General features: G+C 62.0%; 14 protein-coding genes. 9 read left to right on the top strand and 5 right to left on the bottom strand.

From position 1 onward, the window contains the following. Positions 1 to 83: 83 nt before the first annotated feature. The 5 genes from V0R59_RS26665 (at position 84) to V0R59_RS26645 (ending at position 5,803) form a co-directional block, all read left to right on the top strand. Positions 84 to 1,007: a hydroxymethylglutaryl-CoA lyase gene (locus tag V0R59_RS26665; RefSeq protein ID WP_330077682.1), complete on the top strand. Its 924-nt coding sequence runs from the start codon at positions 84 to 86 to the stop codon at positions 1,005 to 1,007. A gap of 34 nt (positions 1,008 to 1,041) precedes the next feature. Continuing rightward, positions 1,042 to 1,806, top strand: coding sequence for a cupin domain-containing protein (locus tag V0R59_RS26660; protein WP_330077681.1), 765 nt, complete (start codon positions 1,042 to 1,044; stop codon positions 1,804 to 1,806). Between the two features lie 124 nt (positions 1,807 to 1,930). Then, positions 1,931 to 2,530, top strand: coding sequence for a histidine phosphatase family protein (locus V0R59_RS26655; protein ID WP_330077680.1), 600 nt, complete (start codon positions 1,931 to 1,933; stop codon positions 2,528 to 2,530). 472 nt (positions 2,531 to 3,002) lie between these two features. Then, positions 3,003 to 5,132: a KAP family P-loop NTPase fold protein gene (locus V0R59_RS26650; protein ID WP_330077679.1), complete on the top strand. Its 2,130-nt coding sequence runs from the start codon at positions 3,003 to 3,005 to the stop codon at positions 5,130 to 5,132. 236 nt (positions 5,133 to 5,368) lie between these two features. Next, on the top strand, positions 5,369 to 5,803 hold the full coding sequence (locus V0R59_RS26645; RefSeq protein ID WP_330077678.1) for a hypothetical protein: 435 nt from the start codon (positions 5,369 to 5,371) through the stop codon (positions 5,801 to 5,803). A gap of 321 nt (positions 5,804 to 6,124) precedes the next feature. On the opposite strand, the gene V0R59_RS26640 is transcribed toward V0R59_RS26645, so the two are convergent. After that, positions 6,125 to 7,018, bottom strand: a complete 894-nt coding sequence (locus V0R59_RS26640; RefSeq protein WP_330077677.1) for a LysR family transcriptional regulator — start codon at positions 7,016 to 7,018, stop codon at positions 6,125 to 6,127. Between the two features lie 95 nt (positions 7,019 to 7,113). Between V0R59_RS26640 and V0R59_RS26635 the strand changes: the two genes are divergently transcribed. Beyond that, positions 7,114 to 8,280: an MFS transporter gene (locus V0R59_RS26635; protein ID WP_330077676.1), complete on the top strand. Its 1,167-nt coding sequence runs from the start codon at positions 7,114 to 7,116 to the stop codon at positions 8,278 to 8,280. An 80-nt stretch (positions 8,281 to 8,360) separates the two neighbouring features. Then, positions 8,361 to 9,275, top strand: a complete 915-nt coding sequence (locus tag V0R59_RS26630) for an alpha/beta hydrolase (protein ID WP_330077675.1) — start codon at positions 8,361 to 8,363, stop codon at positions 9,273 to 9,275. On the opposite strand, the gene V0R59_RS26625 is transcribed toward V0R59_RS26630, so the two are convergent. The 4 genes from V0R59_RS26625 to V0R59_RS26610 are packed head-to-tail and all read right to left on the bottom strand — an operon-like array spanning position 9,235 to position 13,185. After that, positions 9,235 to 10,071 (bottom strand): ABC transporter permease, encoded by an 837-nt coding sequence (locus V0R59_RS26625; protein WP_330077674.1) that lies wholly within the window; start codon positions 10,069 to 10,071, stop codon positions 9,235 to 9,237. The two genes, V0R59_RS26630 and V0R59_RS26625, sit on opposite strands and share 41 nt — an antisense overlap. Further along, positions 10,071 to 10,991, bottom strand: coding sequence for an ABC transporter permease (locus V0R59_RS26620; RefSeq protein WP_330077673.1), 921 nt, complete (start codon positions 10,989 to 10,991; stop codon positions 10,071 to 10,073). Before V0R59_RS26620 ends, V0R59_RS26625 begins: the two co-directional genes overlap by 1 nt. A gap of 44 nt (positions 10,992 to 11,035) precedes the next feature. After that, positions 11,036 to 12,106, bottom strand: coding sequence for an ABC transporter ATP-binding protein (locus V0R59_RS26615; protein ID WP_330077672.1), 1,071 nt, complete (start codon positions 12,104 to 12,106; stop codon positions 11,036 to 11,038). Between the two features lie 26 nt (positions 12,107 to 12,132). Then, positions 12,133 to 13,185 (bottom strand): ABC transporter substrate-binding protein, encoded by a 1,053-nt coding sequence (locus V0R59_RS26610; protein WP_330077671.1) that lies wholly within the window; start codon positions 13,183 to 13,185, stop codon positions 12,133 to 12,135. A 198-nt stretch (positions 13,186 to 13,383) separates the two neighbouring features. Between V0R59_RS26610 and V0R59_RS26605 the strand changes: the two genes are divergently transcribed. Beyond that, on the top strand, positions 13,384 to 14,763 hold the full coding sequence (locus V0R59_RS26605) for an aspartate aminotransferase family protein (RefSeq protein ID WP_330077670.1): 1,380 nt from the start codon (positions 13,384 to 13,386) through the stop codon (positions 14,761 to 14,763). Between the two features lie 62 nt (positions 14,764 to 14,825). After that, positions 14,826 to 15,359: a MarR family winged helix-turn-helix transcriptional regulator gene (locus tag V0R59_RS26600; RefSeq protein ID WP_330077669.1), complete on the top strand. Its 534-nt coding sequence runs from the start codon at positions 14,826 to 14,828 to the stop codon at positions 15,357 to 15,359.

Below are 15,359 nucleotides of genomic sequence, written 5' to 3'. Positions count from 1 at the left end.
AAGGTTGACAACGTGAACCACATATCAGTAGTTTTTGTTCACATTGTCAACCACTTTATCCCGCCAGCCGAGACTGCTGCCCCATGACCGACGTGATTCTCTGCGAGTGCTTTGCCCGCGATGGCCTGCAACACGAACCCGACTTCCTGCCCACGGCCGACAAGCAGCGACTGATCGAGCGGTTCGCCAGCCTCGGATTCAGCCGGGTGGAAGCCACCTCCTATTCGAACCCCGCCGTGGTCCCGCAGTTCGCCGATGCCAGCGCGTTGCTCGCGGGCCTGCCGCGCCGTGACGGGGTGTTCTACAAGGCCACCTGCGCCAATGTTCGCGCGGTGCAGCGGGCCCTGGCGGATGCCGATGCCGGGTTCGGCGCCAACGAGATCAGTCTGCTGGTCTCCGCCTCGGAGTCCCATTCCCAGCGCAACCTCAAGCGCAGCCGTGCCGAGCAGTGGCTGAACATCGCCGACATGGCTCGCGCCGCTGACGGCCGCTTCCGCCTGATCGGCACCATCTCGGTGGCCTTCGGCTGCCCGTTCGAAGGCCGCGTCGACGAAGCCAGCGTGCTGCGCGACGTCGCCGCCTTCGCCGAGCGCGGCGTGCGCTTCGTCACCCTGGGCGACACCACCGGGGTCGCCACCCCGGCCAGCGTGCGCAGCCTGTTCGGCAAGGTGCTGGCCGAGTTTCCCGACATCGTCCCGATCGCCCATTTCCACGACACCCGCGCCACCGGCCTGGTGAACTACGTCGCCGCCCTGGAAGCCGGGGTGCGCTATTACGACTGCGCCTTTGGCGGGGTTGGCGGGCATCCGGCCAAGGTCCGCTACGGCGGCGGGCATACCGGCAATGTCAGCACCGAGGACTGGGTCGGCCTGCTGGAGTCCATGGGCGTGAAGACCGGCATCGACCTCGCCGGCCTGCTCGACGTCGCCGCCGAGTGCGAAGCCGCGCTGGGCCGCGAACTGCACAGCCGGGTGCTGCGCAGCGGGCTCAATCCGCTGCTGGGATAAGCCGTTCGTTCACCACAACAAGAAGAGGCACGCCATGACCCCGCTCAAACCCTTGACCCTCACCCTGGCCTTGCTCCTGGGCAGCAGCGTCGCTGCCCAGGCCGCGGAACCCTTGCTGCTGGTGCAGCGCAACGCCCTGCTGCACTCGCCGCCCAGCCAGGCCGTGCCAGGACAGGCGGCCTGGGACATGCACCACACCGCGCAGTCGCGCACCCGCCTGGTCCGCCTCGACGCCGCCTCACCGGCGCTGCAGGCCGAAGGCGAACGCACCGTGATCGTCCTCGACGGCCAGGTGCGCTTCAGCTTCGGCAAGGACGAGCACACCCTGGGCAGCGGCGACTACGTCGCCATCCCTGGCGGGCAGCCGTACCGAATGCAGCCCGACGGCCCGGGCAGCCCCTTGCTGCTGGTCTTCGACGTGCCTGGCGAGGTGGCGGCCGACGCCCGGCCGATGATCCGCGAACAGGCCCGGGTGATGGCCGGACCGACCAGCTGGAACGATCCCAGCGACCGCGGCTGGACCCTGGCCAGGACCGCGCACAAGCGCGTCAACCTGGTGGAGATGTTCGCCGAGGCGAAGAACCACAGCCACCCGGATGCCGATCACTCGCTGATCCTGCTCAAAGGCCGCGCCCGGGTGGTGACGCCTGACGAAGCGCACGTCCTGGAGCCGGGTGACTACGTCTCCATTCCGCGCAACGTGGCGCACAAGTACTACGTCGAGGGCAGCGAGCCGGCATTGTTCATCAGCTTCGATGCGCCGGCGTACGACCCGGCGAAGACCGTCTATCTCGAATAGTCCCCTCTTCTTCCGGGCAAGGCCCCGTCATGCCGCGCCACGCACGCGGCGTGGCGGTTTTTGGATCGCCAGGTATCTGCGGATTGATACACTCCCGCGCTCTTGACCTGACGAGATGGATTTCATGGATTTGTATGTCGTGCGGCACGGTGAAACCTGGGCGAATGCCGAACAACGTTACCTGGGGTCACTCGACCCGGCGCTTGCCGAGCGGGGACGCGAGCAGGCCCAGGGGCTGGTGGCGAATTTGCCCAGTGGATTGGACGCAGTGCTCGTATCCCCACGTCTGCGGGCACTGGAAACCGCCAGCATCCTCAACGAAAGACTGGGTCTGCCGACCCGGACTATGGACTGCTTTCGAGAACGTCACGTGGGGGTTTTCGAGGGGTTGACCCAGGCAGAGGCAAGAGAGCGATACCCGCAGCTCTGGGCCGGGAACGTTACTCGCCAGTGGGATCTCGGACCGACCGGCGGCGAGTCGATTGTCGACGTGGTGAGACGGGTCAGAGGCGGCTTGCAGGAGCTGCAATCGAGATACCCATCGAGGCGGGTTCTTCTTGTCGCGCATGGCTTCGTCGCCAAGACGATCCGCGCACTGGCCAGGAACGACTTTTCAGACTTCTACAATTGGCAACTTGCCAACGGTAGTCTTCTGGCGCTGGAAGGCTTTGTGCTGCCGACAGCCGATCTGGAAGGGTTGCGAGCTTCGCTGCCAGTTGGGTGATGATTCATGGGGATTGCAATGTCTCCCGGCAAGGTGTGTCCTGTGGTGCTCTCGTCTTCCGCATCCGGCCAGGATGCTGCTGTTCAAACATTCCTTGGCCGGGACTCAACTGGTAAAGGGGCTACTGTGGGTCGACAACAGTCATCCTCGACCGTCCGCTGTCGACCCAAAGCAGCCCGTTGGCGAGAGCAACTCACGGACAACAGCGGACCATCCGCCTGTCTGTAGAACTGGAGCTTCCATCGCATGCTGAGCGCCACTCAAAATTTGGGGAGACGTCGAGTCCTTTCTTCAGCTCGGTGCCAGCGGCCAATTGCATCGGGTCCGGTGGAAAGCAAGACGCCTCGCCGATTACAAACGAGGTCGCCCCTCCAGACCTTGAGCATCACACCCCTAAAGCCTTACGTTTGCCACTACTGACTCTACCGTTGCGTCGCGCAGGCGCCCCCTTTGCATCGGATGCTACCCAGCTATGAAGAAAGACCTTCCGCTCATCGACTCAGACCAACCTCTATCGAAGTCCAACGCTCTTGATCATGACCAGCTCCAGCGACGGGGGTTCTCTGAAGCTGCAGTGAAGGCCCTGCAGAGGGTATCGTCCACGGCCGGGTTCGTCATATCAATTGAAGGACCGTGGGGCAGTGGGAAGTCATTAGTGCTCGCAATGATGGAGCAGCTGATTGTCCAGGATGAACGCAAGCCCCCGATCATCGCTAACTTCAATCCCTGGTTGGTCGGTGATCGCGACGCACTCCTTCGCCAGTTCCTAAATGCCATCGCGTCAGCAATCAACGTTCAGGATCATGCAGGGAAAGCTCAAAAAGCATCCACAGCACTGCTCAACTACGCCAACGTCTTTGATCTCGTGAAGTGGGTTCCAGGCGCTGAGCCGTGGGCTTCGCTCGTTAAGGGAGTAATGGAAGCAGGAGGGAAAGTTGTCGGCGAAATTGCTGAAGAAAAAATGCAGGGCATTGAAGGACAGAAAGAGCGGCTTGAGAAGGCTCTGCGAAAGCTGGGCAAGAAGATCTACGTGTTTATTGATGACGTGGATCGACTGTTTCCGACCGAAGTTTTTGAAATGGTTCGAATCATCAAGGCAGTGGGCCAATTACCCAATGTCGGTTACGTGGTGGCCTGGGACCCAGACTATATCTGTCGTGCCCTGAAAGCCGCGACAGTCCCGCAGGCAGCCAACTACCTCGACAAAATTGTCCAAGTTCGCCTTCCTGTGCCCGCTATCTCTGCGCATGCTCGTCTTCAGCTTCTGAATGGTGCTTTGGCGGCGCTTCCAGAGGACGTGACGGCGGATTACTTCGAGAAGCAGGAAGGCCGCCTTCAAACCCTTTATTTCTCGGGCCTCCGCGAATTACTAGAACACCCGCGCGACGTGACACGAGTGATGAACACCTTAAGTGTCATAGAACCGGGGCTACGTGGTGAGATTGTTCTTGCCGACATTCTAGGTTTGGCTTGCCTGATGGTCCGGGCGCCTAGTGTTTATAGCGTTCTACGGAAGGACCCTGACTTTTTCACTGCTAGGAGCCCCTCCATTAGGGGGGCGACGGACGCTAAAGAGCGGGAAAACGACTATCGAAGGAAGGCGAACCGCCTTTTTTCTCAGTGCTCGAATCCGGATGCAGTTCGTAAGCTCGTACATCATCTTTTCCCTGCAGTAGCGGCGGCTAGCGGCAGTTATGGATTTTCCCGCTCGATCGATATCGAGGGTCACTTAGCCGCACCGAGCCGTCTAAACATTGCACTAAGCATGGCGATTGGAACCACAGATGTGAGTCTGGTGGATGCCAGGCAATATATTGTTCAGCCGCATTTACGCGGAAACATTGAGGCAAAACTGTCGAGAGAGAACTGCTTAGGTTTCCTCGAACTATTAGGTGACATTGCAGAATCAACCACACCAGAAGAAGTTCCCGATCTGAATGGCCTCTGTTTAACTATTGGCCGGCTACTAGATAAACCACCGTTCTCGCTTTCGATCGATTCGCGTGGCTTCTTCACAGTTTCAGCTGATGCGCTTGCGATGTCGGCCATCGAAAGTCTCATCACCAAGTCCGGCCAAGATTTCGATGAGATTGCCCACTCGATCACTGCAGATCCAGCCTCTCTATCTATGGCCGCTCTCATCGTGGATCGAGGTCTCTTCGCGCCAAAGGAGGACCATAAGCTCGTATGCAATCCTCAAGCACAAAATACGGCAGCTGAAGCATTCGCTAAGAACGCAATCAGCTCAGCTGAGGATGGCTCGCTTTGGTCTGGATATAATCCGTCTCGAGTTCTATGGACGATCATGCGAGCGGCCCCCGACTCAGCAAAGAAAATGTTCTCAGCACTCAAGCGACAAGACCCGACCCTTGATGATTTCGCACTGCACTTTTTGAAGCATGCCTTCAGCTCCAACGGCGGTCAGAGCTACTGCCTCCCCGATGATCCAGCGGTCACGAATCTGGTTAGCCCCCAGACACTCATCGCACATGCTCAGGCACGCCTTGCAGATAAGGCTGTTGAGTACCCAGTGCGTGCGGCATGGAGATCGGTGGTAGAGAAGAAACCGGTATACGGTAATGGCTCTGATGGACGAATGTGATGGATCGCTAATGCTACTACAGCCGATGCATTTCGCTCGTTCTTGGGGACGCCATCATGCAAAGGCAGGCTTGCTCGAAATTAGGAGTGTCCGCTCCTGGCCGTTTGCTGTGCAGATGGCTGCTTTGGGTCGATATCGGCCATTTGGGGAGAAAAAGGGACAGATTTATTTTTCGACACTTTGACGCTTTCACCGAACCCCATTAACATTCGACTCTTTTCAAGCTAGACAGCGAAATGAAATCATTATTCAGAGGCTTTGACAACAAGCTTTCTACAGCTACGCAAACCAATATTTTCCATCACACCCCAAGAGTGCAGAAGGATACAAAAAAGAAAGCGCACGAACTTGCGGACTTATGGTTCTTTGAGAAATTTGGAATAAGAGCTAGAAGCTCAACACTCATCTGCACGACAAATTTTGAGCAAGCAAGATCGTATGGATATACATATAAGATCATACCTGTCGAGCCTACCCTGCTGATCTATAGCCCGCTTGTAAAAGATTTTCTAGAGCATGAACTGGAATTAGCCTCTGACTCTAAAGTCGACATCTGGGCTTGGTTGGAATGCAAAGATTTCAAAATAATTAGAAGCGTGGATGATATTGAGTTAAATTTTTCTGGGGAGATAATGGTTCACTGCGAACAATATACAGCTATCCCCTACTAACATGATTGATCGGCAACAAATAATGGATAGCTTTGGGGCATCGGCCCAGATGCTGATCGTCCACTATTGCCAAATTTCCACACTCTGCGGGAGACTGGCTTGAATCGAAAGCAGCCTTCGCTGAAGAAAAACGGGACGGATTTATTTGTTCCGATGATGCTTTAAAGAAAAAGGGACAGATTTATTTTTAATCGCGCGAGGTTTGAAAATAAATCTGTCCCCAATGGCAATTGCTCCCGAATGGCAATTGCACCAATCAGCAACACTACGCCACCGAAGGCACCCAACATCCCCCCAAAAAGAGCCAGCCACCACCCTCCCCTACATCCGATGATGCTCCACCAAAAAATCCACAAATAACCGCACCCGCGCCGGCATCGTCGGGCCACCCACAAAAACCGCATGAATCGGTTCTCGATCCCCCGGATTCCACGCTTGCAACAGCGATACAAGGTCACCCCGCCGCAAGTCCTCGCTGACAGTGAACTCGCCGATACGCGCAATGCCGGCGCCGACCCGCGCGAGTTGGGCCAGTGCTTCACCGCTGCTGCACTCGATGTTGCCGCTGACATTGAGGGAAAACTCCTTGCCGTCGCGCGCAAACGGCCAGTTGGGTTCGGCACGCCGGAAGTTGAAGCGAAGGCAGTTGTGCCGTAACAGGTCTTCCGGCTCCTGAGGGGTGCCATGGCGCTGCAGGTACTCGGGCGATGCCACCACCACCTGGCCGGTGTCGCCGATCCTGCGGGCGCTCAGCGGGCTGTCGGGCAAGTGACCAAAACGTATAGCCACATCAGCCTGGCCGCTGAGGATGTCGACCACTTCGTCGCCCAGGGTGAGGTCGACGACGATGTTCGGGTAGTGCTCGCTGAAGGCCGCGACCAGGGGAACGATGGACAGACGCCCATGGCCAAGGGCAGCGCTGACCCGCAATCGCCCCCGGGGTACGCCTTGGTCGGCAATGGCTTCCTCGACCTCATCCATGTCGGCCAGGATGCGCCGGGCGCCGCGCAGAAACGCTTCGCCCTCGGCGGTGAAGGTGATCGCCCGCGTGGTGCGCAACAGCAGCCGGGTACCCAGGCGCTGTTCGGCTCGCGCGATGATTCGACTGACCGCCGAGGGCGTGAGCCCCAATGCTCGCGCGGCGGCCGACAGGCTGCCTTCTTGCGCCACGGTGGCAAACACAAACATTTCACCCGATCTACCGTTGAAGTCCACTTGTGCCTCTTGCGCAAAGGTGATTACCAGAAATGCCGTCTACCGCCTTGAAAGGCTTGATCGTAGCATTGGCGGCATAGATAAGGAGCCTTTTCATGCGTATCAATCCCCCCCTTGTTGCACTCGCCATTGGTGCCTTTGGCATCGGCGTTACCGAGTTCGCCCCCATGGGCATGTTGCCGGGCATTGCTGCGGACCTCGGTGTTTCGATTCCCGCTGCGGGCTTGCTGGTCAGTGCATACGCCCTGGGTGTACTGCTTGGCGCGCCGCTGATGACCCTGACCACCGGCAGGATTCCCCGGCGCTATCTGCTGATAGGGCTCATGGCGATTTTCACCCTGGGCAACCTCATGTCCGCACTGGCGAGCGACTACTACAGCCTTATGATTGCCAGGGTCGTGACCTCACTGAACCACGGCGCATTCTTTGGCGTCGGCTCCATCGTCGCCGCCAGCGTGGTGGCCCCTGAAAAACGTGCTGGCGCGGTAGCGGCCATGTTCATGGGCCTCACCCTCGCGACCATTGGCGGGGTGCCGTTGGCCGCCTGGTTTGGCGAAATGTTCGGGTGGCGCACCGCCTTCTGGGGCATTACCGGCCTCGGCGTGGTGACCATGGCCGCGTTGTGGTTCGCCCTGCCCGACCTCAAGGCACCGCCAAGCGTAGGTGTCATGGCCGAAATCCGCGTACTGGGCCGTGCCCCGGTGCTGGGCGCGCTGGCCCTGACCGTCGTCGGCTCGGGCGCAATGTTCACCGTCTTCACCTACATCGCACCGATCCTCAGCAGCGAGACCCACGCCTCGCCCGCCTTCATCACCGCCATGCTGGTGCTGTTCGGCACAGGGTTGACCCTGGGCAACCTGTGGGGCGGCAAAGCCGCCGACCGCTCTATAGACCGCACCCTGATCGTCTCGCTGAGCGTGCTCATCCTGGTCCTGCTGGCGTTCACCCTGTTGATGCGCTGGCCGTTGCCTACGGCCGCAGCCATCCTGATCTGGGGCATCGCCAGCTTCGCCCTGGTGCCGCCGTTGCAGATGCGCGTCATGGAAGCTGCCAAGGACGCGCCTAATCTCGCCTCGGCGGTGAACATCGGGGCGTTCAACCTTGGCAACGCGATTGGCGCGGCGCTGGGGGGCGCGGTGATCAATGCGGGGCTGGGTTTTCCGGCGATTTCCCTGGCGGGCGCGGCGATGGCCGGGTTGGGGTTGTTGATGGTGTTGGGCTTTGCGTGGCGGTCGAGGACCTCGGAGGCGGTGGCGGTGTGAGGAGGATGTAGTGAGGCGACAACGCTGAATTCCTGTTCAAGCTCGCAGTCTTAAAACCACACCGCTGCAGAGAACGAACCATGATCGGGATAGCCTTGCGCCTATGCGTTGTCGGCGGGCTGTTGGGCCTGTTGCTGGGCTGTTCACCGCTGAAGGTCTTGAACCTCCTCACCCCGGAAGACACGTTCAACAAGGCATCTGGCCTGAAGTACGGTAACGATCCGCGCAACCGGCTGGATGTCTACACCCCGGTCAATCTCGCAGCCGACGTGCCAGTGGTGGTGTTCTTTTATGGAGGCAGCTGGAACAGCGGTTCGCGCAGTGACTACAGCTTTGTCGGCGAGGCGCTGGCCGCACGAGGCATCGTCGCGGTGATAGCCGATTACCGGCTTTATCCGCAGGTGCACTATCAGGGTTTTCTGGAAGACAGTGCGCGAGCGGTGGGCTGGACCCGCGAACACATCCGCCAATACGGCGGCGATCCAGCGCGACTCTATGTGATGGGCCATAGCGCAGGCGGCTACAACGCAGCGATGCTTGCGCTAGACCCCAAATGGCTGGCAGCCGTGGGCATGGAACCTTCGATGCTCAGCGGCTGGATCGGCCTGGCCGGGCCCTATGACTTTCTGCCCGTCGAAAATCCGCAGGTAAAACCGGTTTTCTTCTTCCCGAATTCACCACCCGACTCCCAACCGATCAACCACATCAGTGCGACGTCGCCCCCTGCGCTGTTGATAGCCGCGAAGGATGACACGCTGGTCAATCCCGAGCGCAACACCGCGGCCATGGCCCGGCGCTTGCGCGAGCTGGGTGTGCCCGTGCGCGCGCTGTGTTTCTCCAGGCCGGGCCACGGGACATTGATTGCAGCATTCTCCCGCCCTATGCGATGGCTGGCGCCGGTCCTGGATGAGGTGACGGCGTTCGTTCATGGGCAACACAACAGACCGCCCCCCATCACCCCTGCGTCGCCTTGCGCCTCCCCTCCAACCCCTTGATATACATCATCGCCGCCAGCAGCACGATCGACAGCACGATCATCAAGGTCGACACCGCCGCCACCGTCGGGTCGATCTGGTCGCGGATATTGGCGAACATGCGCCGGGTCAGGGTCGAGCTGTCGCCGCCGACGATGAACAGGGCGATCACCACCTCGTCGAACGAGGCGATGAAGGCGAACAGCGCCCCGGAGAAGATCGACAGGCGGATCTGCGGCAGGGTCACCGTGAGGAACGCCCAGGCCCGCGACGCGCCAAGGCTGCGCGCGGCCATCTCCTGGTTCATGTCGTAGCCCTGCAGGCCGTTGCCCACGGCGATCAGCACGAAGGGAATCGCCAGCACGCTGTGGGCCAGCACCAGCCCGGTCACGGTGTTGTTCAGCCCGGTGCGCGAGTAGACGAAGAACACCCCCACCGCCACCAGGATGATCGGCACCAGCATGGGCAGCATCAGCAACCCGCCCGCCAGCTTCGCCAGCCCGCCACGCACCTGGGACAGGCCATAGGCCGCCAGGGTGCCGAGCAGCGTGGCCACCAGCGTGGAGATGATCGCCACCTTGAACGACACCCAGGTCGCCTGCATCCACTCCGGCGAGCCGAGGTAGGCCTCGTACCAGCGCAGGCTCCACTCCCGTGGCGGGAATTCCAGGTACTGCGAGGCCGAGAACGACATGGGAATGACGATCAGGCAGGGAATGATCAGGAACAACATCACCATTCCCGCCAGGCCATAGAGCCACAGCCGCTGCAAATGGGTGATCTGGGTCGGCGTCACCGCCTCGTTGAGCTTGAGCATCAGGCTTTCCTCCGCGCATCGTCGAGACCGAACAGGCGGCGCAGGCTGAGCAGGATCAGCACCGTCACCAGCATCAAGGACACGCCCAGGGCACTGGCGGCGCCCCAGTTGCCGTACAGGGCGATGGTGTCGCTGATCTTCATCGACCACATGGCCACGCGCCCGCCGCCCAGCAGCGCCGGGGTCAGGTAGAAGCCCAGGCAGAGCACGAAGACCAGGGTGATACCCGAGGCCAGGCCCGGCAGCGATAGCGGCAGGAACACCTGGCGCCACGCCTGGGCCGGCGTTGCCCCACAGTTGGCGGCGGCCGAGAGCAGCAGCGGATCGATGTTCTTCATCTTGTCGTACAGCGGCAGCACCAGGAACGGCAGCATCACGTGGACCATGCCCACCACCGTGCCAAAGAAGTTGTGCACCAGGGCCAGCGGCTGCTGGATCAGCCCGAGGTCGAGCAGCCAGTTGTTGATGATGCCCTGGCGTTGCAGCAGCACCAGCCAGGCGTAGGTGCGCACCAGGATCGAGGTCCAGAACGGCAGCAGGACGAAGGCCATGCAGATCTGGCTGGCCCGCTCCGGCAGTTGCGACAGCAGGTAGGCCAGCGGGTAGCCCAGCACCACGCAGGCCAGGGTGACGCAGAACGCCACCTGGAAGGTGATGCTGAAGCTGCTCAGGTACACCGGGCGCAACAGCCGCTCGTAGTTGGCCAGGGTCAGCGCACCGCTGTTGTCGAAGGCTGACATCCACAGCAGCCAGGCCAGGGGAATGGCCAGGACCACGAAGACCAGGACGAACCCCGGCAAGGTCAGCGACAGCAGGCTCCAGCGTTCCTTCAGTTCGGCGCGGGCCAGGGTGACCTGCATGGAGCGCGCGGCGGAGCCTGGCGCCGCCAGCGGCAGGCCCACGGTGGTGGTGGTTTTCATGTTCGAGCCTCGTCCAGGTGCGGGAGGATGATCGCGGTCGGGAGTCATGCCGACTCCGTCACCAGCAGGGTCTCTTCGGCGTGCAGCCACAACTCCACCGGCGCACCGGGCAGCGGCACCGGTACGTCGCGGAAGCCCTTCTGGTGCCGCGCCGTCAGCTCGCTGCCATCGGCCAGGACCAGGCCGACGTGGTAGCTGTCGCCCTGGTACACCACCTCCCGCGCCGTGCCACGAATGCGGTTCATCGCCCCGCCATCGCTGCCGGCGCGCCATTGCAGGCGCTCCGGGCGAACCATCAGCCAGCGCTTGTGCGGGTGCCGGGCAGCAGTGCCGGCCGGCAGCTTCAGCAGCTCGCCCTGGAAGCTCACCCCGCCCTCGCCTTCCTCGACCTCGAAGAAGCAGCTTTCGCCAATGAAACCGGCGACGAAGCGGTCCAGCGGCTTCTCGTACAGCGCATCCGGCGTATCCAGCTGGGCCAGCCGGCCCTTGTTGAGCACGGCGATACGGTGCGACAGGGTCAACGCCTCCTTCTGGTCGTGGGTGACATAGATGGTGGTCATGCCCAGGCGCGCATGCAGGCGCTTGAGCTCCAGTTGCATGTGCTCGCGCAGGTTCTTGTCCAGGGCCGACAGCGGCTCGTCCATCAGCAGGATCTTCGGCTCGAAGACCATGGCCCGGGCCAGTGCCACGCGCTGGCGCTGGCCACCGGACAACTGGTGGATGCCGCGTTCGCCCAGATGATCCATCTGCACCATCTCCAGCGCCGCCTTGACCCGCCGCGCCCGCTCGGCGCCGGCGACCTTGCGCAGGCGCAGCGGGTAGGCGACGTTCTCCGCCACCGTCATGTGCGGGAACAGCGCGTAGTTCTGGAACACCATGCCGACGTCACGCTGGTGCGGCGGGCGGGTGAGGAACTCGACACCATCGACCTTGATGCTGCCCGCGTCCGGACGGATGAACCCGGCGAGGACGTTGAGCAGCGTGGTCTTGCCCGAACCCGACGGCCCCAGCAGGGTGAGGAACTCCCCCGCCTTGACGTCGAGGGAGACATGATCGATCGCGGTGAAGGATCCGTAGCCTTTGTAGACATCGCGGATCGCAATGTTGCCTTGCATGATTCCGACCTCCGATAAATCCAGAACTATTGGGCAATCAACGCTTTGTAGTCTTCCTGCACGTCGGTCATGTGTTGCCCCCACCAGCGCGGGTCCATCATGGTCTGGCGGGCGCGGTTGGCCGGCGACATGTTCGACTGGTTGAGGATGTCCGCAGAGAAGTTGCCTTTCTCGAAGGCCAGGTTATTGGTCGGGCCGTAGTAGCCCATCATGGTCGGGATGCGCGCCTGGATATCCGCCGACACGGTGTTGGCGATCAGCTTCTGCGCCGCCGCGACATGCCGCGCACCCTTGAGAATGGCCATGCAGCCGTAGCCGAGCAGGCCGTCATCATAGGTATAGGCCACCGGTGCCTTGTCCTTCACCACCGAATCGACACGGCTGCTCCAGATCGCGATCAGGTCGACCTCGCCGTCCTTGATCAACTGCGAGGATTGCGCGCCGGAGGTCCACCACACGGCGACGCTGTCCTTGATCTTTTCCAGCGAGGCCAGGCCGCGCTTGATATCCAGCGGGTAGAGCTGCTCCTTCGGTACGCCATCGGCGAGCAAGGCGACTTCGAGCATTTCGTCCGGCGCCACGGACAGCGCGCGGCGTCCGGGGAATTTCTCGGTGTCCCAGAATTCCTGCCAGTTCTTCGGACCTTCCTTGAACTTGTCGGTGCGCCAGCCCATCACCACCGAATAGCTGTTGGTGGCGATCCAGTCCTTGCCCCGCGCGCGGCTGGGCACCCCGGAAGCATCGATCACCGAATAGTCCAGGGGCTCGAACAGCCCCTGCTCGGACAGCGCGGCACAGTCATTGGCGCCGATATGGATGGCGTCCCAGCTCGGCTTGCCGGATTGCACCTGCAGGCGCACCGAGGGCTGGCCATCGTGGGATTCGGTGCGCAGGGTCAGCCCGGCCTTGTCGGCGGCCGGCTTCCACAGCGTGGAAATCAGCGCGTCCTGCAGGTTGCCGCCATAACCGGCGACGGTGACGGTCTGTTCGTCGGCCGCCAGCAGCGGCGCCGCCAGGCTGGCGCCGAGCAGGCCGAGGGCGAAACGCAGGGTCCTGGCGGAAGGAAGGGTGTCGATCATTGTCCGGCTCCTGTTCTTGTAACGCCGTGGTCGGCGCGGGAATTGTTCTAGGCAGCGGTAATGCTCAAGGCGGAGCGGGTCTGTGCCCGTCTCGCCGGTCGTCGTGATGTGCCGTCTGGCCCAGCAAGATGGTTGACAAGATGAACTACATTGATTCACATTGTCAACCATCTCGAATAAGCCAACAGGAGCACAACAATGACAAGCCAGTTGCACGCCGCCGACATCGCCTTCCACATCCACAGCCAGACCAACCTGTCGCTGCACGAGCAGGTCGGCCCGACCGTGATGGTCCGTGGCGAAGGCATCTACACCTGGGACGACCAGGGCAAGCGCTACCTCGATGCCATGTCTGGCATGTGGAGCGCCGCCCTCGGCTACAGCGAGGAGCGCTTGGTCCAGGCCGCGCTGCGCCAGATGCAGGAACTGCCCTACCATCAGAACTTCGCCCACCGCGCCACGCAGCCGGCGATCCGCCTGGCCGAGCGCCTGATCGAGCTGGCCCCGGTGCCGATGTCCAAGGTGCTGTTCGCCTGTTCCGGCTCCGAGGCCAACGACACCGCGATCAAGCTCGCCTGGTATTACTGGAGTGCAGTCGGTCAGCCGCAACGGCGCAAGATCATCAGCCGCAACCGCGCCTATCACGGCACCACGGTGGCCAGCGCCAGCCTCACCGGGCTGCCGCACCTGCACCAGGACTTCGGCCTGCCACTGCCAGGCTTCCTCCATGTCACCTGCCCGCACTACTACCGCGAAGGGCTGCCGGGCGAGAGCGAAGAGGCGTTCTCCACCCGCCTTGCCGCCGAACTGGAAGCGCTGATCCAGCGCGAAGGCGCCGACACCATCGCCGCCTTCTTCGCCGAACCGCTGATGGGCACCGGCGGCGTGATCACCCCGCCGTCCGGCTACTTCGCCAAGATCCAGGCGGTGCTCAAGCGCCACGGCATCCTCCTGGTGGCCGACGAAGTGATCTGCGGTTTCGGCCGTACCGGCCAGTGGTGGGGCTCGCAGACCTTCGGCCTGCAACCGGACATGGTCACCTGCGCCAAGGCGCTGTCGGCGTCCTACCTGCCGATCTCGGCGCTGATGATCTCCGAGGGCATCTACCAGGCCATGCGCAGCCAGAGCGAGAAGATCGGCGTGTTCGGCCACGGCTACACCTACGGCGGTCACCCCGTGCCGGCGGCGGTGGCCCTGGAATGCCTGGACATCTACCAGGAGCGTCGCCTGCCGGAACACGCCCAGCGCGTCGGCGAACGGCTGGGCGCCGGCCTGCGCCAGCTGGCGGACCACCCGCTGGTGGGCGAGGTGCGCGGCGCCGGCCTGATGTGGGGCGTCGAGCTGGTCGCCGACAAGGCCAGCAAGGCCGCCTTCCCCAAGGAATGGAAGGTCGGCCTGGAGGCCTCGCGGCACACCGAGGCCCACGGCGTCACCGCCCGCTCCCTCAACGACTCGGTGGTATTCGCCCCGCCGCTGATCATCGACGAGGCCGAAATCGACCTGGTGCTGGCCGCTTTCAGGCAGGGCCTGGACGCCACCCTGGACAAACTTGTCGCCCAAGGACGATTCAACCATTGAGCCTGGCCGGACAACCCAGAACAATGAGGCACTGATGAACGAATCCCCTCACAGGTGACCCCATGAAAAAACAAGCAACCACGGCGCAACAGGCGCTCGAACCGTCCTCGGACATGCGCGACCTGTTCTCCGTGCAACTGCAGCGCCTGGCCGGACTGTCCAGCCGCATCGCGGCCCTGGTGATCCCCCAGCACTTCTCCATCACCGTGCTGGAGTGGCGCACCCTGGCCATCCTCGACTACCTCGGCGAAGCGCCGCTGGTGCGGGTGGCCAAGCATGCCGGCGTGCTGAAGAGCCAGATGAGCCGGCTGGTGACCAACCTGGGCAAGCGCGAGCTGATCGAGCGTCAGCCCAACCCGGAAGACGGGCGCAGCGCCCTGCTCTGCCTGAGCCCGGCGGGCAAGGACCTGGTGCGACGCATCCTCGAAGATTCGCGGACCCGCAACGAAGCCATGCTCGACGGCCTTTCCGAGGCCGAGCGGGAACAACTCAAGGCCCTGATGAAACGGGTCTACGCCAACAGCCTGGGCTACTTCGGCGAACTGAAGAAGCACATCCCCTATGACCAGTCGGAAGAAGACGACCATGAGGACTGA

Origin of the sequence: Pseudomonas ulcerans (assembly GCF_036324125.1) — a bacterium.
GTDB lineage: Bacteria > Pseudomonadota > Gammaproteobacteria > Pseudomonadales > Pseudomonadaceae > Aquipseudomonas > Aquipseudomonas ulcerans.
Note: the sequence above shows the minus strand (reverse complement) of the source record. Positions and strands in the feature narration are given on the sequence as shown.

Excerpts from the sequence above, each read along its gene's own strand:
- V0R59_RS26665 (WP_330077682.1), top strand. The coding sequence starts at position 84 with ATGACCGACGTGATTCTCTGCGAGTGCTTTGCCCGCGATGGCCTGCAA.
- V0R59_RS26650 (WP_330077679.1), top strand. The coding sequence starts at position 3,003 with ATGAAGAAAGACCTTCCGCTCATCGACTCAGACCAACCTCTATCGAAG.
- V0R59_RS26655 (WP_330077680.1), top strand. The coding sequence starts at position 1,931 with ATGGATTTGTATGTCGTGCGGCACGGTGAAACCTGGGCGAATGCCGAA.
- V0R59_RS26615 (WP_330077672.1), bottom strand. The coding sequence starts at position 12,106 with ATGCAAGGCAACATTGCGATCCGCGATGTCTACAAAGGCTACGGATCC.
- V0R59_RS26630 (WP_330077675.1), top strand. The coding sequence starts at position 8,361 with ATGATCGGGATAGCCTTGCGCCTATGCGTTGTCGGCGGGCTGTTGGGC.
- V0R59_RS26660 (WP_330077681.1), top strand. The coding sequence starts at position 1,042 with ATGACCCCGCTCAAACCCTTGACCCTCACCCTGGCCTTGCTCCTGGGC.
- V0R59_RS26620 (WP_330077673.1), bottom strand. The coding sequence starts at position 10,991 with ATGAAAACCACCACCACCGTGGGCCTGCCGCTGGCGGCGCCAGGCTCC.
- V0R59_RS26610 (WP_330077671.1), bottom strand. The coding sequence starts at position 13,185 with ATGATCGACACCCTTCCTTCCGCCAGGACCCTGCGTTTCGCCCTCGGC.
- V0R59_RS26645 (WP_330077678.1), top strand. The coding sequence starts at position 5,369 with ATGAAATCATTATTCAGAGGCTTTGACAACAAGCTTTCTACAGCTACG.
- V0R59_RS26605 (WP_330077670.1), top strand. The coding sequence starts at position 13,384 with ATGACAAGCCAGTTGCACGCCGCCGACATCGCCTTCCACATCCACAGC.
- V0R59_RS26600 (WP_330077669.1), top strand. The coding sequence starts at position 14,826 with ATGAAAAAACAAGCAACCACGGCGCAACAGGCGCTCGAACCGTCCTCG.
- V0R59_RS26635 (WP_330077676.1), top strand. The coding sequence starts at position 7,114 with ATGCGTATCAATCCCCCCCTTGTTGCACTCGCCATTGGTGCCTTTGGC.
- V0R59_RS26625 (WP_330077674.1), bottom strand. The coding sequence starts at position 10,071 with ATGCTCAAGCTCAACGAGGCGGTGACGCCGACCCAGATCACCCATTTG.